Genomic DNA, 20,939 nt, shown 5'->3' with positions numbered 1-20,939 from the left:
CGGCAGGGTCCGTTTTTAAATTGAATTACATGCTTTATTTTAGCATCGGCAGAATTTCCAGTGCCACGGGGCGCAGTTCGCCTGCCAGATACAGCGAACCGCAAACCACCACCGCACCGTCCTGTCCGGCCAGCTGTACTGCCAGTGACAGCGCCTGTGCCGGGTAGGTGCCGAGGTGTGCAGTTACGTTTTCCTGCTGCCACAGAGCCGTCAGCGCCTCAGGCTGCATACTGCGCGGATTCTGTATCGGCAGCACAACTGCCTCTGCAAAAAGCGGTGCCAGTGTATGCACAAAGTGAGAAACGTCTTTATCTGCACACATGCCGGTCAGTGCAATCAGCTGTTTACCCGGCAGATAGTGCCGCAGGCTTTCCGCCAGTGCCCGTGCACCGTCCGGATTGTGTGCGCCGTCAATAACCGTCAGCGGTTTTTTGCACAGCACCTCAAATCGGGCGGGCATCCGCACAGCGGCAAATCCAGCTGCGCAGGAGACATTGGTAATACGGGTAAAGCCCTTTCGGTTTCGCAGTACCTCCGCACAGGCAAGCGCGGTGGCAGCGTTTGTTACCTGATAGGCACCAAGCAAATCCATATCCAGCAGCACATCTTTGTAGCACATCCGCGTTCCGGCAAGTGTTTCCTCCACCACACGCAGTTGTGAAAGATCGGTTTCTGTCAGGCGGCAATGCTGTTCTGCCGCAGTGCTGCGGATGACCGCCAGTGCTTCCGGGTCTTGCCCGGATGCGGTAACGACTTCGCAGCCCTCTTTCAGAATGCCGCATTTTTCGCCCGCAATCTGCGTCAGCGTATCGCCCAAAATATCCGTATGGTCATAGGAGATATGCGTAATGACGGCGCAGAGCGGGGCAGAGATGACATTGGTTGCATCCAGCCGGCCGCCAAGCCCAACTTCCAGCACGACGACATCGCAGTTCTGCTGCGCGAACCAGTACAGCGCAATCGCGGTGACTGCTTCAAATTCAGAAATATCCTCATCGTTCTGCTCCATTTGCAGCAGAACCGGCAGTACATCCTCCGCAGCCTGCGCCAGTTCGCGGTGTGAAATCGGCTGATTGTTCAGCTGAATCCGTTCGCAGAAATCTGTGACGAAAGGTGAAACGTAAAGTCCCGTGCGGTAGCGCGATTTACGCAGAATGGACGCAATCATCGTGCTGGTGGAGCCTTTGCCGTTGGTGCCGGCAACGTGTACAAAGGAAAGTTTCTCCTGTGGGTCACCTAATGTGTGCAGCAGCTTTCGCAGGTGCGCAAGACCCGGCACTTTTTTAAAGCGGTGCAGGGCGTGAATTTGCTGTAACGCTTCTTCGTACGTCATTTCAGCGCGTCCAAGCTGGACTGAATCAGTTCAATGTGCTCTTTAAGCTTCTGTGCATTTGCACGGACACCCTCCACAACCTTTTCGGGTGCCTTGCTCATGAATTTTTCGTTGGCAAGCTTTGCCTGTGCGTTCTGGTAACCCTTCTGCGCAGTTTCCAGTTCTTTGGTCAGACGTTTCTTTTCGGCTTCCTTGTCCACCAGTTCATCCATTTGGATATAAATCTTTGCGTCCGGTGTGACAATGGTCACCGCACCGTCAAGCGCAAAGGACGGTGCCACTTCAATGCCGGTTGCAAAGGCAAGACGCTTGAAAATTTCTTCTCCGGCAAGGAATGTTTCCGCTTTTGCGGAAGCAATGTGCAGGGTGGTCTTGCGGGAAGGCTCCACGTTCATTTCAGAACGGCGGTTGCGCACGCCGCGCACAGCTGCCATGATGGTTTCCATCTTAGCGGCATCTTCCGTAAAGTCCAGTTTCTCGTCATACAGCGGATACGGTGCGGTGACGAGCGCTTCACCAGTGTGGGGCAGTGTCTGCCAGATTTCTTCTGTGATATACGGCATAAACGGATGCAGCAGCGCAAGCGTGCGGCTCATGACCCACACCAGCACCTGACGCACCTGCTGTGCGGCAGCTTCGTCGCTGCCGTTCAGACGAATTTTTGCAATTTCAATATACCAATCACAGAACTGGTCCCACAAAAAGTCATGCAGCTTTTGTGCGGCAATGCCGAATTCAAACTTTTCAAGGTTGTCGTTAATCTCACACGCCAGCTTGTTGAATGCGTCCAGAATCCACTTGTCCTCCATGGAGAGCATTTTGGGAAGGGCATCCGGCACGTCTTTGTCCTCAATATTCATGAGGATAAAGCGGGAAGCGTTCCAAATCTTGTTTGCAAAGTTGCGGCTTGCCTGCACACGCTCGTCGGAATAGCGGGAGTCGTTGCCGGGGCTGATGCCCGTAATCAGCGTGAAGCGCAGCGCATCAGCGCCGTAGTTGTCGATGACCTCCAGCGGGTCAATGCCGTTGCCCAGGGATTTGCTCATTTTGCGTCCCTGATTGTCACGCACAAGTCCGTGGAAGAACACGGTGTCGAATGGAACTTCTCCCATCTGTTCAATGCCGGAGAAAATCATGCGGGCAACCCAGAAGAAAATAATGTCATAGGCCGTTACCAGCGTATTGGTGGGGTAGTAATATTCCAGCTCTTTGGTCTTGTCCGGCCAGCCCAGCACACTGAACGGCCACAAAGCGGAGCTGAACCAGGTGTCCAGTGTATCCGGGTCCTGCTGCAGATGGTGCCCGCCACACTTGGGGCAGGTGTCAAGGTCGGTGCGGGAAACGGTCATTTCACCGCAGTCCGGGCAGTACCATGCCGGAATGCGGTGTCCCCACCACAACTGACGGGAAATGCACCAGTCTTTGATGTTCTCCATCCAGTTGAAGTAAATCTTTTCCATGCGGTCTGGAATAAACTGTACATCCTTATCACGCACGGCCTTAATTGCCGGCTTTGCAAGCGGTTCCATTTTTACAAACCACTGTTTGGAAACACGCGGTTCAATGGTGCTTCCGCAGCGGTAACAGGTGCCCACATTGTGCTTAATCGGCTCAATGCTGACCAAAAAGCCCTGTTCATCCAGTTCCTTAACAATCTGTTTGCGGGCATCCAGACCGGACATGCCGGCATACTTGCCGCCGTTTTCATTGATGGAACCATCGTCGTTCATTACGTTGATAACGTCCAGATGGTGGCGGCGGCCGACCTCAAAGTCATTCGGGTCATGTGCCGGGGTGATTTTTACCACGCCGGTACCAAAGTCACGTTCCACGTATTCATCCGCAACAACCGGAATCTCACGGCCCACCAGCGGCAGAATCAGCGTTTTGCCGACCATGCCCTTGTAGCGCTCGTCTTCCGGATGCACTGCCACAGCAGTATCACCCAGCATAGTTTCCGGACGGGTTGTGGCAAGTTCCAAGTAACCGCTGCCGTCCTTAAACGGATAGCGCAGATGCCAGAAAGAACCGTCTTTTTCTTCGAATTCTACTTCCGCGTCGGAAATGGTGGTCTTGCAGTGCGGGCACCAGTTCACAATGCGCTCGCCCCGGTAAATAAGGCCCTTTTCATACATACGGCAGAAAACTTCCCGTACTGCTTTGCTGCAGCCTTCGTCCAGTGTAAAACGTTCGCGGTCCCAGTCACAGGAAACGCCCAGCTTGCGCAGCTGCTGTTCAATGCGGCCGCCGAATTTGTCTTTCCAAGCCCAAGCGCGCTTTAAAAATTCTTCGCGGCCAATCTGTTCTTTGGTCAGGCCCTCTTTGTGCATAGCTTCCACAATTTTTGCTTCGGTTGCAATGGAAGCGTGGTCGGTGCCGGGCACCCACAGAGCACTGTAGCCCTGCATCCGGCGCCAGCGAATCAGAATATCCTGCAGCGTTTCATCCATGGCATGGCCCAGATGCAGCTGGCCGGTGATGTTCGGCGGCGGAATCACAATGGTGTACGGTTTCTTTTTACTGTCCGGCTCCGCGTGAAAATAGCCGCCCTTTAACCAGAACGCATAGATGCGGTCTTCCACTTCGCCGGGATTGTAGATTTTAGCAAGTTCCCTGCTCATTTTGTTTCCTCCTTGGTATTAAAAAAGCCCCGGACAGGAAATGAAATCCTGCCCGGGGCGAAATTTACAGAATAATTCCGCGGTACCACCCGTGTTTGGCTTTAAAAGCCCTCTTTTGCCGCTAACGCCGGCAGGCGGGCAGTCCTACTGTAAAAGTTCGGGCTGCCAGCTCCGGGGTGACTGATACGCACCGCCGCACGCACAGGCTTTCACCTTCCTGCCTGCTCTCTGAAGCTGATACGGCGGTGCCTTTTTCCCCATCACTGCTGTTGTCGATATAGTTGCATTATAAGCGCGCTTTGCCGCATTGTCAAGCATTCGCAAGACGAAGCAGCAGCGGCGGCACCTCAACAAGGGAGGGAAGGACCGCATCTGCCAGCGTCCGAATTTCCGCATCCGGCTGCAGTAAATCCGGAATCATAACTGTGTACATCCCGGCCGCATGCCCGCCGCGGATGCCGTTGAAACTGTCCTCAAGTACGATGCATTCCTCCGGTGTGCAGCCTACAGCGTCTGCCGCTTTTTGGTAAATATCCGGTGCGGGTTTGCCGTGCACCACCTGCTCGCCGCCGATAACGGCTACAAAAAAATCTTCCACTTCGGCACGCTGCAGTTTCGTTTTTGCGTCTTTTGTAAAGGATGAGGTGGCAAGCGCTATTTTATACGAATGCTCCTGCAAAAAATACAGCAAATCATCCAGCCCCAGCTTTTTGGGAATGCCCGCGGCAAGCCGCCGATCGATTTCTACAGCACAGCGTTCATACAAAATGTCGGGAGAAACCTTGAGCTGCTGGCGGAACATTTTCTTAATTTCCGCATGCCCGCGGCCTATCATCTGCCAATAAAGCTCTTCGGGTACGCCAACTGCCGTCCACGCGTCGTGATAGACCCGTTCGGTGTCAAAAATCGTGCCGTCCATATCAAAAATAACTGCTTTTAGCATGCGTTTCCTCCTGTGGTAATGCCGGTAAGCTCCCGCACAACTTCTCCTGCCAGCACCAAGCCCGCCGCGCTGGGTACAAAACTTAAACTGCCCGGCGTTGTGCGTCTGCCCGGCGCGGGCAGCTCAGAGGAGGGGAGCGGCGTATGCGCCGGTTCCTCACTGTAAACTACTTTCAGCTTCGGAATGCCGCGTTTGCGCAGTTCACGGCGCATGACACGCGCCAGCGGGTCCATCTGTGTTTTGTAAATGTCCGTTATGCAAAATCGGGTTGGGTCCAGCTTGTTTCCGGCACCCATGGCGCTGATGACCGGAACGCCCGCCGCATACGTCCGCTGTACAATCAGCAGCTTGCTGCTGACGGTGTCAATGGCGTCAATTACATAATCATAATTTGAAAAGTCGAACCGTTCCGCATTTTCCGCCGTGTAAAAACAACGGCAGCTCTGTACCTGCACAGCGGGGTTGATGTCCAGCATCCGCTGCTGCATCACATCGGTTTTGTACTTTCCGATGGTGCTGTGCAGGGCAATAATCTGACGGTTCAGATTTGTCAGGGTGACGGTGTCGTTGTCCACCAGCGTAAAGGAACCGATGCCGCAGCGGCACAGCGCTTCTGCCGCAAAGCCGCCCACACCGCCGACACCAAACAGCAGCACTGAGCAGTGTGAGAGTTTTTCCAGGGCTTCCTGCCCCAGCAGCAGCTCTGTGCGTGCCCATTCATTTGCCATTTGGTTTATCATCCTTTTTTGCGGCGCACTTTGGGCAGATGCCGGAAAGTTCCAGACTGTGCCCGGTAATTTCATAGCCGGTTTTTTCTGCCCATTCTTTTTCCAGATTTTCAATCGGACAGCCGTCCAGCGGAATGATTTCTCCGCAGCCGGTACAGCGCAGGAAGTGACAGTGCCGGTGGTCGTTCAGCCGGAAGTAGGCTTTGCCGTCCTGACCAAGTTCTTTGGTCAGGATTTCCTTTTCGGTCAGTGTTGCCAGAGTCCGGTAGGCAGTGGAAACGCTCATGTGCGTTTGAGGCAGCACTGCCATGTACACTTCCTCTGCAGTCATTGGTTTCTGTGTTTCGCGCAGTACCTCAAGAATAGCTTCGCGGCGGCGAGTGGTTTTCAGCTCTTTTGATTTTAATGTTTCATCCGGCATGTACACACCTCCTAAAGCAACTTTTTGAGCATTGCTCTAAACTTACAGTTCATTTGCATGTATTATAAATTCATACCTCGAAAAAGTCAATTTTCCTTGGTAGGTGTTCCACCCGAAAGCCAGTAGTGCGGGCGGTCAGAAAGGGACAAGCCAAGCGATTTCTGCAGTGCAAAGGAAGCGTCGTTGCCGAGAATGATATCGCAGAACGCCGTGCGGCCTGCCGCAAGGTTTCGGTTTACCGCATCCGCTTCCAGTGCGGAAGCAACCCCCATGCGCTGAAACTTGGGGTAAACCTCCAGCATGCCCATGGTGCCCTCGATGTGCTCGCAGATAAAGCCGGCAAGTTCTCCGTTCAGAAAAGCACCGTAAAAAACACCTGCTTGAATTCGTTCCTGAATGTAAGGGAGGTCGTCAAACAAATGGTATTGCTTGTTGATGTCCTGCGCATATTTCTGTGTGAGCTTCCGTATTGTAAATCTTTCGGAAACCGGCAGCGGTTCCTTTTTTAGATATGCCGCTGCAAGGCAGGGGTTGCAGAAACCCGCTTCAAATGCATCCGCACCGCCGCAGAGGTGCTCAAATACTTCTTTTTCGTAGGATTCATGCGCTACAAAAAGTTCCGGAATTCTTGGCAGCCGGTTCAGCAGCCGCTCTGCCGCCTGCGGAGAAACAGAGCTCTGCATGATGGTTGCATGAATCTGGATTTGGATGCCGTCCTCACCCGCGTAAAGCACTTGTGCGGTTCTCCGGTGCAGCGGCTCCAGAATGTCGATAAAATGCAGCGGCTGCTGTTCCAGACGGGCAATCGCTTTGTCGGTCAAATTCATGAAAAATTCTCCTTGCTGGTTCGGCAGCTTTCTGCCGATTTCGTTGCTTTTAAATTAATTATACCATATCTTTGATAAATTCTTAAAAAAAATTTGCAGTGAACGCCGTTTTTTGATAAACTATAAGGTACTGAAAAATTTTAAGATTTGGGAGGGTTCCCCCTGTGTAAAACAGATTTAAAAAGCCATATATCGACCATATCATTTGGAGGGACCTAATTTTATGTCAGATTATAAAAAAGAAATTGAACGGCGCCGCACGTTTGCGATTATCTCGCACCCGGATGCCGGTAAAACCACATTGACCGAAAAGCTGCTGCTGTACGGCGGCGCCATCCAGCAGGCAGGCATGGTAAAAGGCAAGCGGAATATGCGCCATGCGGTTTCCGATTGGATGGAAATCGAAAAGCAGCGCGGCATTTCCGTTACTTCTTCTGTCATGCAGTTTGAATATGATAATTACTGCATCAATATTTTGGATACCCCCGGGCATCAGGACTTTTCGGAGGACACTTACCGCACGCTGATGGCGGCGGACAGCGCCGTGATGGTGATCGACGCCGGCAAAGGTGTGGAACGGCAGACCCGCAAGCTGTTTAAGGTTTGCACCCTGCGCAACATTCCAATTTTTACGTTCATCAACAAAATGGACCGTGATGCCCGCAGTCCGTACGACTTGATGGAACAAATCGAGTATGAACTGGGCATCAAGACTTACGCGGTAAACTGGCCCATCGGCAGCGGCCGTGACTTTAAGGGTGTTTACGACCGCGCTTCCAAAAAGATTCTGACCTTTACGGCGGAGGAAACTGCAAACGGCGCGCATCAGGTTGCGGAAGCAGCCAGTGACCTTTCCGACCCGAAGCTTGCAGAACTGCTTGGGGAGGACTTGCTTTCCACACTGCGGGATGACGTAGACCTGCTCGACGGCGCAGGCGAGGAGTTTTCATTGGAAGATGTTCGTCAGGGGAAGCTTTCGCCGGTGTTCTTTGGCTCAGCACTCACAAACTTTGGTGTGGAACCATTTCTGCAGGAATTTCTGCGCATGACAACACCGCCTTTGCCGCGCAAATGCAGCGACGGTGTGGTAAACCCGACCGACCCGGACTTTTCCGCATTTGTGTTTAAGATCCAGGCGAATATGAACAAGGCACACCGTGACCGCGTGGCATTCATGCGCATTTGTTCCGGTGAGTTTGACCGCGGCATGGAAGTGCAGCATATGCAGGGCGAACGCAAAATGAAACTGATGCAGCCGCAGCAGATTATGGCGGAGCAGCGTGAAGTGATTGACCACGCCTATGCCGGCGACATCATTGGTGTGTTTGACCCCGGCGTGTTTTCTATTGGGGACACGCTTTGTTCGCCAGCGAAGAAGTTCACGTTTGGCGGTATCCCAACCTTTGCGCCGGAACACTTTTCCCGTGTTTCTCCGGTAGATACCATGAAACGCAAGCAGTTTGTAAAGGGAATGACGCAAATAGCGCAGGAAGGCGCTATTCAAATTTTTCAGGAACTCAACGGCAGCATGGAAGAAGTAATTGTTGGTGTTGTGGGTGTGTTGCAGTTTGAAGTGCTGGAGTACCGTCTGAAAAACGAATACAATGTAGAGATTCGCATGGAAAGCCTTCCGCACGAATATATCCGTTGGATTGAAAACGAAGACCTTGATCCCAAAACGCTTGACCTTACCAGCGACACCCGCCGGATTCAGGATTTGAAGGAGAACCATCTGCTGCTGTTTGTTAGCGAGTGGAATATCACCTGGGCAACGGAGCACAACAAGGGGCTGGAACTCAGTGAATTCGGCGGTGCGAAAATGTAAGAGTTTCGCCCATTCACTAAAGTTTTCACATCTGGTATGCCTTTGGATTGAACATCCTGAAAGAGCAAGATTTCGGGAGCCTCTCTTGCGGGGTATGCGAGTAACGGAAAGTAACTTTAAATATACAAAAAGGACCGGAGCTTTTGAAAGCTTCGGCCCTTTTTGTATTTATGAAAGTAAAAAATGTAAAAAATCAGCTTGACAAATCGATTTGCTGAATGTATTATTGTATTACGCACTTAATACAGTAGAACAATAATACAATAATACAATTTGACAAAGTGAGGAGAGAAATATGGAGCAGGCAGTTATCCAAACAAACAGTATCAGTAAGGTCTACAAAAAGGCCGCTGCGGTTTCCAATTTGAGCATACAGGTGAACCGCGGTGATATTTACGCTCTGGTTGGGCAGAACGGCGCAGGCAAAACAACGCTGCTAAAAATGATTTGCGGACTTACCCCGCAGACTTCCGGGGAACTGATACTTTCCGGCAAAACTTCGGAGGGCGATTTGCACCGGGCACGTGCGCGCATGGGCACAATGATTGAAACACCCGGCTTTTTCCCGTATCTTTCTGCACAGGACAATCTGATGTACTACCAGATTCAGCGCGGCAAAAAAAACAAAGCCACTGTGGAAAACGTTTTGCAGTTTGTTGGTCTTGCGGACGCGGGAAGCAAAAAATTCCGCAATTTTTCACTTGGTATGAAACAGCGGCTTGGCCTTGCGTTGGCGATTATGGATAATCCGGAAATCCTGGTGCTGGATGAGCCGATTAACGGTCTTGACCCGATGGGCATCAAAGAGTTCCGAGACATTATTTTGAAGCTGAACCGTGAAAAGAAAACAACGATTCTGATTTCCAGCCATATCCTGGGGGAACTTTCACAGATTGCTACTACTTACGGCTTTATCAGCAAAGGACAGATGGTGGAACACATCACAGCAGAGGAATTGAAAGAAAAGTGCCGTACTTTCCTGCGTGTCGATGTGGACAATACGAATGCTGCGTCTGAAATTTTGAAAAGCGAGTGCCAGTGCCAGAACATTGAAATCGTTGATGAACATACGCTGCACATTGGAGAACGCATTGACGAATCCGGAATTTTTGTACGTGCACTTGTGGAAAGCGGCGTAATGGTTTCGCAGGTCTACCGTGCGGGCATCAATCTGGAAGAATACTTTATCGGCCTGATTGGAGGAAATAAAAATGTTTAAATTGATTCACGCAGATTTATATAAAGTTTTTCACCGCGTATATTTTTATGTACTGACGCTGGTGGTGTCAGCGCTTTCATTCATTGTGATTCTTTCTGCGCACAGCAACAGTACACCACAGGGAGATATGGTTGCTTCAATACTGCAGTTCGCTGTGCAGTATCTTTCTCTTCCGGTTATGATTCTGCCGTGTTTAACAGACATTGTTTTGAATGAGGAATACCGCGAACATACAGTGAAAAATACAATGGCTTACGGTACAAACCGTAATCAGCTTTACAGCGCGAAGCTGATTACGGCATTCCTGCTGGGAGTTATCATGTTGATTGTGGTAATGATCGTTTTTGTTGGCGGGGCGCTGCTGCTTTTGCCGCATGAAGGTCTGACCACTGCGATTATGGGCGATTTTTTTGCCCGCCTCGGCGTGGCAGTGGTCGTTTATGCAGCCTGCCTCAGCATGGCAGCATTTTTCAGTACGCTGTGCAGCCGCAACACACTGTGGATGTTCCTGTTTTATGGTGTGTTTTTCTTCACGGATCTGCTGCTGCACCTGTTTAAACTGGATGAAGGAATCAAATATGTGCTAAAGACTCAGTTTAATCATATTAGTGCAAACCCGGTCAGTCAGCTTGGCATGCCAATCGTTGTTTCGCTGGTCACATTGGCGGTGTTCTATGCGGCGGGCAGCGCACTTTTCTGCAAAAAGGATGTCAGCTGAATTTCAAAGTAAAAAAAAACGGATACCATCTTTACAGGTGGTATCCGTTTTTTGCATCAGAGCAGTTTATATCAGATGCAGCTTCATCATAATGCCAAAAAATATCATAAGCAATGCTATGGTTAGTATAATCGTACGTACAAAATCATCCTGCCTTTTTGGAGACATACACTGCAGACTCCCTTTCAAAATTCGGTAATGAGTTAAATTCAGTATAGCATACCATCCGTTTTTCGGCAAGATGTGACTTGCTCTCCAAAGAAAAAAGGAATAAGATAATACTGAAAGAAGGGAACACAATGGAGCAGATTGCAGAACTGCAGAAAATGCTGGATGCAAGCGAACGAATCGTGTTTTTCGGCGGTGCGGGGGTTTCCACAGAAAGCGGAATCCCCGATTTTCGCAGTACAGACGGGCTTTACCATCAGAAATATCCCTATCCGCCGGAAACAATGCTGAGCCACACATTTTACCGGCAGCATACGGAAGAATTTTTTGATTTTTATCGGGATAAGCTTCTTTATCCGGAGGCTAAACCCAATGCCGCACATAAAAAGCTGGCAGAGCTGGAGCAGGCAGGTAAGCTGACAGCGGTGGTTACACAGAATATAGACGGACTGCATCAGGCGGCGGGAAGCAAAAATGTGTTTGAACTGCACGGCAGCGTGCTGCGCAATTACTGTGAAACGTGCGGCAAGTTTTATCCGGAAGAAGAAGTTTTGAACAGCAATGGTGTACCGCGCTGTTCCTGCGGCGGTATTATTAAGCCTGATATTGTGCTGTATGAGGAAGGCCTGAATCAAGAGATTCTGGAAGGGGCTGTGCAGGCGATTGCAGAGGCGGATATGCTGATTATAGCGGGAACTTCGCTTGCAGTGTATCCGGCAGCGGGGCTGATTCGCTTTTACCATGGAAACCGATTGGTACTGATTAATAAATCTTCTACCTCGGCAGATGGGGATGCAGCACTGGTTCTGCATGAACCGGTGGGGGAAGTACTGGCAAAACTAAAGTAAGTTCTAGTTCTGTAAGAGATTGCTTTTAAACAAAGAAGAACTGTTCTGTGTGTGCCATTGCAGCACACTGCAGAACAGTCTTTTTTGTTTGGAGCTTATTGCATTTTGAATGTGTGGCACTCTGTTTCGGATTTGCAGGTTGCTTCCTGACAGGAGCAGTCGCGAACCTCGATATTAGAAGCGTCGCAGTCACCGTTCTGATTGTAAATGCACTTTTCAGCTTCACAGCGGATGTGCATCTGTTGGTTGGGGACAGAGCAGCCACAGCTGTTCTGTGCACCATCGCCGCTCTTTTTTTCAAAGTCAGAGCAGCTGGTCTGTTCGCAGTCACAGGCTGACTTACCGCTGACCAATATGTCAGGGCGGCAGCAGCAGTTGGACTTGTTGTTTATACAGTCGGTTACGGAACATTGCAGATTTGTCATTGTCATACACCTCTTTTATGATTGGGTATGACAGTAGAATGTGCAAAAAAGCAGAAATTATGTCCGGCGCAGCTGGAGCAGAGCGGACCAGATTCTTCCGGCAGTTTCGTATTTACTGAGCTTTGGCAAATTCTCAGTACCTGCGTTTGTAATCAGTGTCATGACATTGGTGTCAGTTCCAAAACCGGCGCCGTCCACTTTCAGGTTGTTTGCGGCAATCATATCTGCATGCTTTTTTACCAATTTTTTACTTGAATTTTCAAGCAGATCACGGGTTTCCATAGAAAAGCCGCAGAGCAGCTGCCCTGGCTGCTTATGGTCACCAACATACTGCAGAATGTCCTGTGTGGCGGCAAGCGGAATGGCGGCAAGCGCGTCCGCACTCTTTTTGATTTTGTCTTCGGCGGTCTGCGCGGGACGATAGTCCGCTACTGCGGCGGCAAAAGCAAGCAGATCCTGTTGTGGGGCGGCGGCTGTGACCGCGTCAAACATTTCTGCGGCGGAACAAACTGGAACCGTGTGTACGAATGCAGGTGGCTCCAGGGTGGTCGGACCGGTCACCAAGGTCACGTCGGCACCGCGGCGGGCAGCGTTCTGTGCAAGTGCATAGCCCATTTTTCCGGTGGAATGATTGGTAAGGTAGCGCACCGGGTCCAGTGCTTCCTGTGTTGGGCCGGCAGTTACCAGCACATGCAGCCCAGCCATGTCTTTTTCTTCGGCGAGCTGCTGCAGTACATATTCCATCAGCACAGCGGGTTCCGGGAATTTGCCTGCGCCGGTGTCGCCGCAGGCAAGCCGCCCGCAGGCCGGTTCCACGACCTGCCAGCCGTAATGCCGCAGCTTTGCGAGATTGTCCTGCGTCACCGGATTTTCATACATGCCGGTATTCATGGCGGGAGCAATCAGTTTCGGGCAGCGGCAGGCGAGCACGGTTGTAGTCAGCATATCATCTGCAAGGCCGTTTGCCAGTTTGGCAATCACATTTGCCGTTGCGGGGGCAATCAGCACCAAATCGGCCTGTTTTGCCAGTGCAATGTGCTCCACGCTGTACTGGAAGTTGCGGTCAAAGGTGTCCACAACGCACTTGCGGCCGGTAACACCCTCAAAGGTGACAGGCGTTACAAACTGTGCGCCGTTTTGTGTTAAAAGTGTGTGCACCGCAGCGCCCTGCTGGGTCAGTTTGCTGGCAAGTGCGGCGGCTTTGTAGGCGGCAATACTGCCGGTAACGCCGAGCAGGATTGTTTTATTTTGGAGAAGCATGCAAAGACTCCTTTCAGGGAGGAAAATGTGAGACTGACATATTGCTCCAGCCTAAAGCGAACCCCCGGAAGTCACCGCTTCCGGGGGATTATTTTTGATGTTCATAAGGAATAATAAATACGAATTTTTGCATTTGTATTATATGCCCGCGCGGCGGGGTTGTCAAGGACGTTTGCATTGCGGCAAAGAGGTTGGAGAGTATTTTCTTTTTTCGCCGTTTCTGCTATAATAAAATCCGTTCTTAAAAAGTGCGCTGCATCTTACATACAAGAGCGGCAGCAGGAGGTTAAAAAATTGAAAAAGAACGCAAAGTACTACAAGTTCACGCTGATGGCGTTGTTTGCAGCCATCACACTCATCTTGGGATTTACACCGCTGGGGTACATCCCGCTGCCCTTTATCAAGCTGACCATTATCCACATACCGGTTATCTTGGGTTCCGTGCTGCTGGGGCCGCAGTACGGTGCCGGGCTGGGCGCCCTGTTTGGACTGACAAGCCTTATCAACAATACGATGATGCCTGCAGTCACTTCTTTTACGTTTTCTCCATTCATTCCGCTGCCCGGTACGACACAGGGTACACCAGTGGCACTGCTTATTTGCTTCCTGCCGCGGATTCTGGTCGGTATTTTCCCGTATTATGTGTACCGCGGGATGCAGAAGCTGCTCAAAGGCCGTGATAAAAACGTGGCTTCGCTGGCCGTCAGCGGTGTAGCGGGTGCGCTGACCAATACGGTATTCGTCATGGGTCTTATTTATTTCCTATTCCGTGACGCTTATGCGGCAGCCAAGGGAATCGCACCGGATGCAGTTGCCGGTATTATCATGGGTATTGTCAGTTTTAACGGCGTGATAGAGGCCATTGCGGCGGGCGTTATTGTGGCTGCGCTGGGCAAGGTACTGCTGCGTTTTACACAGTCCGGTGTAAAGCCAGTTAAAAAGTAATCTTCAGCGCACAGCGGTTTTGCCGCGTGCGCTTTTCTGCAGAAAGGCGATTTTTAATGATTATTGCGATTGATGTTGGAAATACGAATATTGTACTGGGCTGTCTGGACAGCGAGCACACCTACTTTACGGCGCGGCTTTCCACGGATGTGAAAAAAACCAGCGATGAGTATGCTTTGATGATTCGCAACCTGTTTCATCTGCATGGGCGTGACCGGCACGGGGTGGAGGGCGCCATCATTTCTTCTGTGGTTCCGGCGCTGTCAGTGCCGCTGCAGGAGGCTGTGCGGCTGGTGACAGGCAAAGTTGCGCTGATTGTCAGTTCCGGCCTGAAAACCGGCTTAAACATCCGCATGGACAACCCCGCAACGCTGGGCGCGGATTTGGTTGTGGACGCAGTTGCGGCTTTGGCTGAGTACCCCAAGCCAATTTTTATTTTTGATATGGGCACTGCCACAACCATGTCGGTCATCGATGAAAAAGGCGGCTATATCGGCGGTATGATTATGCCGGGGCCGGTGGTTTCGCTGAACGCGCTTGCAAATAACGCAAGTCAGCTTGCACATGTTGATTTGGATACACCGGAAAAAATGATCGGGCAAAATACCAAGGACTGCATGCGTTCCGGTGCGGTGTACGGTCACGCCGCCATGATAGACGGTGTGATCGACCGTGCAGAAGAGGAATTGGGTCTGCATGCAACCGTGGTTGCCACAGGTGGTGTTGCACCGGTGATTGTAGCACAGTGCCGCCATAAAATCATTTTGGACGATATGCTGATGCTCAAAGGTCTGCTGATTTTGTACCACAAAAATGCAAAGCCTGTAAAATAAAATACGCGAAGAAAAAGTCCTGCACGCAAAAAACAGCGCGCAGGACTTTTTCTCACTTTTGGCAGTACATTGAACTCTATAATAATTGGAAGGACTACTTGGTTGGTGAAACAATTTTATAATAAGTGCGGGTGGTAATGCAGTATACAATGGTGTAAATGACTGCAAAAAGCGCAACCGTGCAGACGGTGCAAAGTGCAAACAGCGGAATGTTCAGGAGCCCCATCAGCTTAAGCAGTTTTGTCATGAATTTAAACACAGCAGCCATGTGCAGTACCGCCACCGCAAGCGGCAGAAAGAAGACGATTAAAATCTGACTGTGAATCGATTTTTTTACTATGGCGTGGCTCATGCCGACTTTCTGCATGATTTCGTAGCGGCCTACATCATCGTAGCCCTCGGAAATCTGTTTATAGTAGATAATCAGTACGGTTGCCATCAGGAACAGAATCGTCAGGAACAGACCAAGGAACAGCAGGCTGCCATAGGTGTCTTGAAGGTCATCTTTCATTCCTGCACTGCTGGAAATGCGGTAACCGCCGCCATTTGTCCAGCTTTTGACCTCATTTGAAATTGTCTTTTGAATGGTATCCGTGAGTGCAATTTTCTGCTCGTCCGTTCCGCTGGTGTTGAAATACAGGGAATACATATATCGGGACGCATCGTCCTGCCCCTGTGCCTTTATCTGCGCCTGATGCAAGGTTTCCAGTACCGCGTCATCTTTTACCACAATAATGTGGGAGTCCACCAGATAAGCGGACATATCGGTGTCCAGCGGCGGGCTTTGCAGGCGGCTTTTTACCTTCAACTGTTGTCCAAGGTAAGTGAAACTTTCTGGCAGGGTGCCATAGTAAGTGTAGGCGGCGGCTTCGCCGTCACCAAGAGAAACTGTTTTTCCGGTAGCAGCTTTATATTCGTCTGCGGAAAGGAATGCAAATGTTGTCATGCCGGTCATATCCTTTTCATCGGTAGAACCAAGGCTGTAACTGCTGTCGTTACGCTTAGCGACAGCAGAAAAGTACCGAGTACCGTGTAAGTCGCTGATGCTGAGCTTTTTTTGTGCAACGGCAGTGCTGACCAAATCCTTTAGCATTTTGCCGGAGTCTTTCTCGGGATTATCCATACTGATGGAAAAGTCATGCGGATACTGCGTAGTTAAAATGTTGTTCATGCCGATGTTCAGACTGCTGGTTGTGCTGACCATGACCATGACCATGGAAGCAAGAATGCAGATGGTAGCAAGGCCGGCCGCATTTTGCTTCATACGGTAAAGAAGACCGGAAACAGCGGTAAAATGATTCACTTTGTAGTAGAATTTTTTATTTTTCTTCAGCAGTTTCAGCAGAGCGACCGTACCGGCAATAAACAGAAAATAAGTGCCGATAATAACCAGAATGACCGCTAGGAAGAAGTACTGCAGCGCAGCAATGGGGCTTTCTGTGGTCAGGGCAATGTAGTAGCCGGTGCCGGTCAGCGCAAAGCCAAGGACGGCGAGTACCCAGTTTGCTTTTGGTTCTTTTTCACCGACATTGCCGCCGCGCAGCAGTTCCACCGGGTTTGAAAGGTGAACTTTAAAGCGATTTAAAATCAGAATGAAAATAAAGATGGCTGCAAATAAAAGTAGTGTCTGTGTCAAACTGGTCAGGCTTACGGTAAAGTTGATTGCGTTGGAGATGCCGGTCAGTTTGCAGAGAAAGAGCAGAAACAGCTTGCTCAGCAAAATGCCGCCGCCAACGCCGCACAGCATGGATATGAGATAGGAATAAACCGTTTCCCAGCCGAGAATGCGGCCAATGTGGCGTTTTTCCATGCCGAGTACGTTGTAAAGGCCGATTTCCTTCTGCCGGCGTTTCATCAGGAAGCTGTTGATGTATAAAAGAATGAGTACGGCAAAAATGCCGATAATGAAAGTTCCCATCTTCATCATTGCTACAAGGGACTGGTGTCCTTTCATATTTGCAACGCCCTGGTTGTCGGCAAGAAAACCCATGATGTAAAACATAGCAGTTGTCATGGAGCTGGCAATGAAGTAAGGAATATAAAACTTGCTGTTCTTTTTCAGATTCTGACCGGCAAGCTTTAAGTAAAAAGTCTTACCCATTCTGTTCACCGCCTGTTGCAATCAGAGTCAGGGTGTCGGAAATCTTTGCGAACATTTCGTCTTCGCTGTTTTCACCGCGGTACAGCTGATGAAAAATTTCACCGTCCCGGATAAAGAGAATGCGGCGTGCATGGCTGGCAGCTTTCACACTGTGCGTGACCATAATAACAGTTTGTCCCTGTTTATTCAGACCGTCAAAGACGTTCAGCAGGCCGTCCGCAGAGCGGGAGTCCAGTGCACCGGTCGGCTCATCAGCCAGCAGCAGCTTTGGGTCGGTGATGATGGCACGTGCCACAGCGGCACGCTGCTTCTGCCCGCCGGAAACCTCATAAGGGTATTTTTGCAGGAGTTCAGAAATGCCGAGTTCGGCGGCAATCGGGTCCAGCTTCTGCTTCATTTCCGGGTAAGCTTTTCCAGCCAGTACCAGCGGCAAAAAAATGTTGTCCTGTAAAGAGAAAGTATCCAGCAGGTTAAAATCCTGAAACACAAAGCCAAGGTTGTTGCGCCGGAAAGCGGAGAGATCCTTTTCTTTTAAGTCAGAAAGATGCTTGCCGTCTAAAATCACCTGACCGGAGGTGGGGGTGTCCAGTGCTGCCAGAATATTCAGCAGGGTGGTTTTGCCGCTGCCGCTTTCGCCCATGATTGCGACGTACTCGCCCTGTTCCGCAGAGAATGTAACATTTCGCAGAGCCTGCACATGTGTGCCGCCCAGGCGTGTGGTATAAACTTTTTTAAGGTTGCTGACCTCTAAGATTGCCATGAATAAATGACCTCCCGTTTATTGATGTTAACAGTATAACAAATTTCGGGGATGGACTGCCATACATACGGCTTACATTTTCCCGGTTAATCTTACAGTCATGTAAGATTACAGGATGAAATGAAAACAGCGCAAAAGAACAGCACCCCGCTTTCATGAAAAAGCAGGGTGCTGTTCTACATGTTTTTCTATTAGAGTGTCAGACCCTCGGCCGCCAAGGAATACCGGCCGCAGGCCTTTTATGCCGAAACAGCGCTTACTTCTGTTCCGGAGTATGCCACTTCCAGTCGCGGACTTCGGGCAGGTCCTGGCCGTAGGTGCTGATATACTGTTTATGCGCAACGAGGCTGTCGTTCATCTTCTGGATGAGGTACGCGCCACGGTTGCCAAGCTGCGGCAGACGGTTGATGACATCCTTAACAAGATGGAAACGGTCAATCTCGTTCTGTACACGCATGTCAAACGGTGTGGTAATGGTGCCCTCTTCACGGTAGCCGCAGACGTGCAGGTTGCGGTTGTGACGGTGATAGGTCAGTTCATGAATCAGAGTCGGATAGCCATGGAAAGCAAAGACAATCGGCTTGTCGGCGGTGAACAGTGCGTCATAGTCCACGTCGGAAAGGCCATGCGGATGCTTAGTGTGCGGCTCCAGCTTCATCAGGTCAACCACGTTGATGACACGAATCTTCAGCTCCGGCAGGTTGTCGCGCAGAATCGTGACAGCAGCCAGTGTTTCCAGAGTCGGCGTATCGCCGCAGCAGGCCATGACAACGTCAGGCTCGAAGCCCTGGTCGTTGCTTGCCCACTCCCAGATGCCGATGCCCTGGGTGCAGTGCTTCACAGCCTGCTCCATGGTCAGCCACTGGGGGCGCGGATGCTTGGAAGTTACCATTACGTTGACATAGTTCTTGCTGCGGATGCAGTGGTCAAATACAGACAGCAGGCAGTTTGTATCCGGCGGCAGGTAAAGGCGTACAACGTCTGCCTTCTTGTTTGCAATATGGTCGAGGAAGCCCGGATCCTGATGGGTAAATCCGTTGTGATCCTGCTGCCATACGTTGGAAGTCAGAATAAGGTTCAGGGAAGCGATCGGCTGACGCCATGGCAGCTGGTTGCAGACCTTGAGCCACTTTGCGTGCTGAGCAGCCATGCTGTCCACAATGCGGATGAATGCCTCATAGCTTGCGAAGAAACCATGACGGCCGGTCAGCAGGTAGCCTTCCAGCCAGCCTTCACACATATGCTCGCTGAGCATGGAATCCATTACGCGGCCGTCGGTTGCGAGGAATTCATCGTTGTCCAGATGCTTTGCATTCCAGTCGCGGTTGGTTACTTCAAAGACCTTGTTCAAACGGTTGGACATGGTCTCGTCAGGCCCAAAGATACGGAAGTTGCGGCTGCCTTCATTCAGCTTGAAGGTGTCGCGCACAAAGCCGCCCAGCTCAATCATGTCCTGCTTTTCAACAGAACCCGGAGCCGGAACATCAACTGCATAGTCGCGGAAATCGGGCAGACGCAGATCATGCAGCAGTTTGCCGCCGTTTGCATGCGGGTTTGCGCCAATGCGGTGGTCGCCGGTTGGTGCCAGAGCCTGCAGCTCCGGAATCAGATGGCCGTTCTCATCGAACAGCTCTTCCGGATGGTAGCTGTGCAGCCAGTCGCTCAGCTGCTGCAGATGTTCCGGAGCTTCCATAGTCATCGGCACCTGATGGGCACGGAATGTGCCCTCAATTTGCTTGCCGTCAACCACTTTCGGGCCGGTCCAGCCCTTTGGTGTACGCAGAACGATCATCGGCCACTGCGGGCGGGTGGTGTCGCCTGTTTCACGTGCGTGCTTCTGAATCGCCTTAATCTCTTCGATTGCGGTGTCCAGCGTTTCGGCCATTTTATGGTGCATGGTCATCGGGTCGTCGCCCTCAACAAAGTACGGCTTCCAGCCGCAGCCCTTAAAGAAGTTTTCCACTTCTTCGTGGGACATGCGGGAGAAGATGGTCGGGTTGCTGATTTTATAGCCATTCAGGTGCAGAATCGGCAGCACAGCGCCGTCGTTTACAGGGTTGAGGAACTTGTTGGAGTGCCAGCTGGTAGCCAGCGGTCCGGTTTCGGCTTCGCCGTCACCCACGACACAGGCGGTAATCAGGTCGGGGTTGTCAAAAACAGAGCCGAATGCGTGTGCAATGGAGTAGCCGAGTTCGCCGCCCTCATTGATGGAACCGGGGGTTTCCGGCGCAACGTGGCTGGAAATGCCACCTGGGAAAGAGAACTGCTTGAAGAGTTTCTTCATGCCTTCCTCATCGCGGCTGATGTTCGGGTACACTTCGCTGTAGGTGCCTTCAAGGTAGGTGTTTGCAACGAAGAAGTTGCCTCCATGGCCCGGGCCGGAAATCAGGATCATGTCAAGGTCATATTTCTTGATTGCACGGTTCAGGTGGACATACACAAAGTTCTGCCCCGGCACAGTGCCCCAGTGGCCGACGATTTTTTTCTTGACGTCGTCCATGGTCAGCGGGCGCTTGAGCAGCGGGTTGTCCAACAGATACAGCTGGCCGGCACCAAGATAGTTGGCAGCGCGCCAGTAAGCATCCATCTTTTTCAGATAGTCATCGGTCAGGGGCTGCTTTTCAACACACCCCTGGTCTTGCATGGCTTTTGTCATTAGGAATCAGTCTCTTTCTATTAGAGTTGACCGACAGTCTGACTGGAATGCAAGCGGCATGCACTGACAAATTTCCACTAATCAGCGTGTGCTTTGCAACATTGATGCTTACAAATTACAGGTTTTTAACAATACAAGTTGACTGTTTGCCCTGAATCAGCTGTTGGCCTTTTGATATAAGCATATTCTGTCGAAAAATATTTGTCAATACTTTTTTGTGATTTTTACGAAATTGTATATACATATTTTTATAGGTCAGCAAATTCTATTGTAAAACACCGAGGTGCGTGCGGCTGATTTTTGCGGAC

General features: G+C 50.8%; 17 protein-coding genes and 1 other annotated feature. Of the genes, 6 read left to right on the top strand and 11 right to left on the bottom strand.

The window, feature by feature from the left end:
* Window positions 1–34: 34 nt before the first annotated feature.
* From H6X83_RS10820 to H6X83_RS10795, 6 genes are all read right to left on the bottom strand, one after another.
* Window positions 35–1,333 (bottom strand): bifunctional folylpolyglutamate synthase/dihydrofolate synthase, encoded by a 1,299-nt coding sequence (locus H6X83_RS10820; protein WP_212506492.1) that lies wholly within the window; start codon window positions 1,331–1,333, stop codon window positions 35–37.
* Window positions 1,330–3,954, bottom strand: a complete 2,625-nt coding sequence (locus H6X83_RS10815; RefSeq protein ID WP_212506491.1) for a valine--tRNA ligase — start codon at window positions 3,952–3,954, stop codon at window positions 1,330–1,332. The genes H6X83_RS10820 and H6X83_RS10815 overlap by 4 nt, the downstream gene beginning before the upstream one ends.
* Window positions 3,955–4,004: 50 nt before the next feature.
* Window positions 4,005–4,227 (bottom strand) — a binding site (T-box leader).
* A gap of 37 nt (window positions 4,228–4,264) precedes the next feature.
* The gene (locus H6X83_RS10810) at window positions 4,265–4,897 is read right to left on the bottom strand and encodes an HAD family hydrolase (protein ID WP_212506490.1); all 633 of its coding nucleotides are present in this window, start codon (window positions 4,895–4,897) and stop codon (window positions 4,265–4,267) included.
* Entirely contained in the window at window positions 4,891–5,625 is a 735-nt protein-coding gene (locus H6X83_RS10805) for a tRNA threonylcarbamoyladenosine dehydratase (RefSeq protein ID WP_212506489.1), read from the bottom strand. Before H6X83_RS10805 ends, H6X83_RS10810 begins: the two co-directional genes overlap by 7 nt.
* A complete protein-coding gene (locus tag H6X83_RS10800; protein WP_212506488.1) occupies window positions 5,615–6,046 on the bottom strand; it encodes a Fur family transcriptional regulator in 432 nt (143 codons plus the stop codon). Before H6X83_RS10800 ends, H6X83_RS10805 begins: the two co-directional genes overlap by 11 nt.
* Window positions 6,047–6,132: 86 nt before the next feature.
* A complete protein-coding gene (locus H6X83_RS10795; RefSeq protein ID WP_212506487.1) occupies window positions 6,133–6,873 on the bottom strand; it encodes a GNAT family N-acetyltransferase in 741 nt (246 codons plus the stop codon).
* Window positions 6,874–7,096: 223 nt separating this feature from the next.
* Here H6X83_RS10795 and H6X83_RS10790 point away from each other — a divergent pair, with 223 nt between their 5' ends.
* The 4 genes from H6X83_RS10790 (at window position 7,097) to H6X83_RS10775 (ending at window position 11,651) form a co-directional block, all read left to right on the top strand.
* Entirely contained in the window at window positions 7,097–8,698 is a 1,602-nt protein-coding gene (locus tag H6X83_RS10790) for a peptide chain release factor 3 (RefSeq protein WP_212506486.1), read from the top strand.
* Window positions 8,699–8,993: 295 nt separating this feature from the next.
* On the top strand, window positions 8,994–9,917 hold the full coding sequence (locus H6X83_RS10785; RefSeq protein ID WP_212506485.1) for an ATP-binding cassette domain-containing protein: 924 nt from the start codon (window positions 8,994–8,996) through the stop codon (window positions 9,915–9,917).
* Window positions 9,910–10,635: an ABC transporter permease gene (locus H6X83_RS10780; protein ID WP_212506484.1), complete on the top strand. Its 726-nt coding sequence runs from the start codon at window positions 9,910–9,912 to the stop codon at window positions 10,633–10,635. The genes H6X83_RS10785 and H6X83_RS10780 overlap by 8 nt, the downstream gene beginning before the upstream one ends.
* 299 nt (window positions 10,636–10,934) lie before the next feature.
* A complete protein-coding gene (locus H6X83_RS10775; RefSeq protein WP_212506483.1) occupies window positions 10,935–11,651 on the top strand; it encodes an NAD-dependent protein deacylase in 717 nt (238 codons plus the stop codon).
* 95 nt (window positions 11,652–11,746) lie between these two features.
* Here H6X83_RS10775 and H6X83_RS10770 read toward each other — a convergent pair whose 3' ends face one another.
* Together H6X83_RS10770 and coaBC are read right to left on the bottom strand one after the other, a co-directional pair.
* Window positions 11,747–12,076: a DUF1540 domain-containing protein gene (locus H6X83_RS10770; protein WP_212506482.1), complete on the bottom strand. Its 330-nt coding sequence runs from the start codon at window positions 12,074–12,076 to the stop codon at window positions 11,747–11,749.
* Between the two features lie 57 nt (window positions 12,077–12,133).
* Window positions 12,134–13,336, bottom strand: a complete 1,203-nt coding sequence (coaBC, locus tag H6X83_RS10765) for a bifunctional phosphopantothenoylcysteine decarboxylase/phosphopantothenate--cysteine ligase CoaBC (RefSeq protein WP_212506481.1) — start codon at window positions 13,334–13,336, stop codon at window positions 12,134–12,136.
* Between the two features lie 294 nt (window positions 13,337–13,630).
* Here coaBC and H6X83_RS10760 point away from each other — a divergent pair, with 294 nt between their 5' ends.
* Window positions 13,631–14,281 (top strand): ECF transporter S component, encoded by a 651-nt coding sequence (locus tag H6X83_RS10760; RefSeq protein ID WP_343063108.1) that lies wholly within the window; start codon window positions 13,631–13,633, stop codon window positions 14,279–14,281.
* A 56-nt stretch (window positions 14,282–14,337) separates the two neighbouring features.
* Entirely contained in the window at window positions 14,338–15,114 is a 777-nt protein-coding gene (locus H6X83_RS10755; RefSeq protein ID WP_212506480.1) for a type III pantothenate kinase, read from the top strand.
* 94 nt (window positions 15,115–15,208) lie between these two features.
* Here H6X83_RS10755 and H6X83_RS10750 read toward each other — a convergent pair whose 3' ends face one another.
* The 3 genes from H6X83_RS10750 to H6X83_RS10740 form a co-directional block, all read right to left on the bottom strand.
* The gene (locus H6X83_RS10750) at window positions 15,209–17,215 is read right to left on the bottom strand and encodes an FtsX-like permease family protein (RefSeq protein WP_212506479.1); all 2,007 of its coding nucleotides are present in this window, start codon (window positions 17,213–17,215) and stop codon (window positions 15,209–15,211) included.
* Window positions 17,208–17,975, bottom strand: a complete 768-nt coding sequence (locus H6X83_RS10745; protein WP_212506478.1) for an ABC transporter ATP-binding protein — start codon at window positions 17,973–17,975, stop codon at window positions 17,208–17,210. The genes H6X83_RS10750 and H6X83_RS10745 overlap by 8 nt, the downstream gene beginning before the upstream one ends.
* 256 nt (window positions 17,976–18,231) lie before the next feature.
* Window positions 18,232–20,619: a phosphoketolase family protein gene (locus tag H6X83_RS10740; protein WP_212508566.1), complete on the bottom strand. Its 2,388-nt coding sequence runs from the start codon at window positions 20,617–20,619 to the stop codon at window positions 18,232–18,234.
* Between the last annotated feature and the right edge of the window lie 320 nt (window positions 20,620–20,939).

Origin of the sequence: Caproicibacterium amylolyticum, assembly GCF_014467055.1 — a bacterium.
Lineage (GTDB): Bacteria > Bacillota > Clostridia > Oscillospirales > Acutalibacteraceae > Caproicibacterium > Caproicibacterium amylolyticum.
This window is presented reverse-complemented; position numbering and strand designations above follow the sequence as displayed.

What these genes read in the sequence shown, in the direction of transcription:
- H6X83_RS10820 (WP_212506492.1), bottom strand. Translation starts at nt 1,333, where the DNA reads ATGACGTACGAAGAAGCGTTACAGCAAATTCACGCCCTGCACCGCTTT.
- H6X83_RS10815 (WP_212506491.1), bottom strand. Translation starts at nt 3,954, where the DNA reads ATGAGCAGGGAACTTGCTAAAATCTACAATCCCGGCGAAGTGGAAGAC.
- H6X83_RS10810 (WP_212506490.1), bottom strand. Translation starts at nt 4,897, where the DNA reads ATGCTAAAAGCAGTTATTTTTGATATGGACGGCACGATTTTTGACACC.
- H6X83_RS10805 (WP_212506489.1), bottom strand. Translation starts at nt 5,625, where the DNA reads ATGGCAAATGAATGGGCACGCACAGAGCTGCTGCTGGGGCAGGAAGCC.
- H6X83_RS10800 (WP_212506488.1), bottom strand. Translation starts at nt 6,046, where the DNA reads ATGCCGGATGAAACATTAAAATCAAAAGAGCTGAAAACCACTCGCCGC.
- H6X83_RS10795 (WP_212506487.1), bottom strand. Translation starts at nt 6,873, where the DNA reads ATGAATTTGACCGACAAAGCGATTGCCCGTCTGGAACAGCAGCCGCTG.
- H6X83_RS10790 (WP_212506486.1), top strand. Translation starts at nt 7,097, where the DNA reads ATGTCAGATTATAAAAAAGAAATTGAACGGCGCCGCACGTTTGCGATT.
- H6X83_RS10785 (WP_212506485.1), top strand. Translation starts at nt 8,994, where the DNA reads ATGGAGCAGGCAGTTATCCAAACAAACAGTATCAGTAAGGTCTACAAA.
- H6X83_RS10780 (WP_212506484.1), top strand. Translation starts at nt 9,910, where the DNA reads ATGTTTAAATTGATTCACGCAGATTTATATAAAGTTTTTCACCGCGTA.
- H6X83_RS10775 (WP_212506483.1), top strand. Translation starts at nt 10,935, where the DNA reads ATGGAGCAGATTGCAGAACTGCAGAAAATGCTGGATGCAAGCGAACGA.
- H6X83_RS10770 (WP_212506482.1), bottom strand. Translation starts at nt 12,076, where the DNA reads ATGACAAATCTGCAATGTTCCGTAACCGACTGTATAAACAACAAGTCC.
- coaBC (WP_212506481.1), bottom strand. Translation starts at nt 13,336, where the DNA reads ATGCTTCTCCAAAATAAAACAATCCTGCTCGGCGTTACCGGCAGTATT.
- H6X83_RS10755 (WP_212506480.1), top strand. Translation starts at nt 14,338, where the DNA reads ATGATTATTGCGATTGATGTTGGAAATACGAATATTGTACTGGGCTGT.
- H6X83_RS10750 (WP_212506479.1), bottom strand. Translation starts at nt 17,215, where the DNA reads ATGGGTAAGACTTTTTACTTAAAGCTTGCCGGTCAGAATCTGAAAAAG.
- H6X83_RS10745 (WP_212506478.1), bottom strand. Translation starts at nt 17,975, where the DNA reads ATGGCAATCTTAGAGGTCAGCAACCTTAAAAAAGTTTATACCACACGC.
- H6X83_RS10740 (WP_212508566.1), bottom strand. Translation starts at nt 20,619, where the DNA reads ATGCAAGACCAGGGGTGTGTTGAAAAGCAGCCCCTGACCGATGACTAT.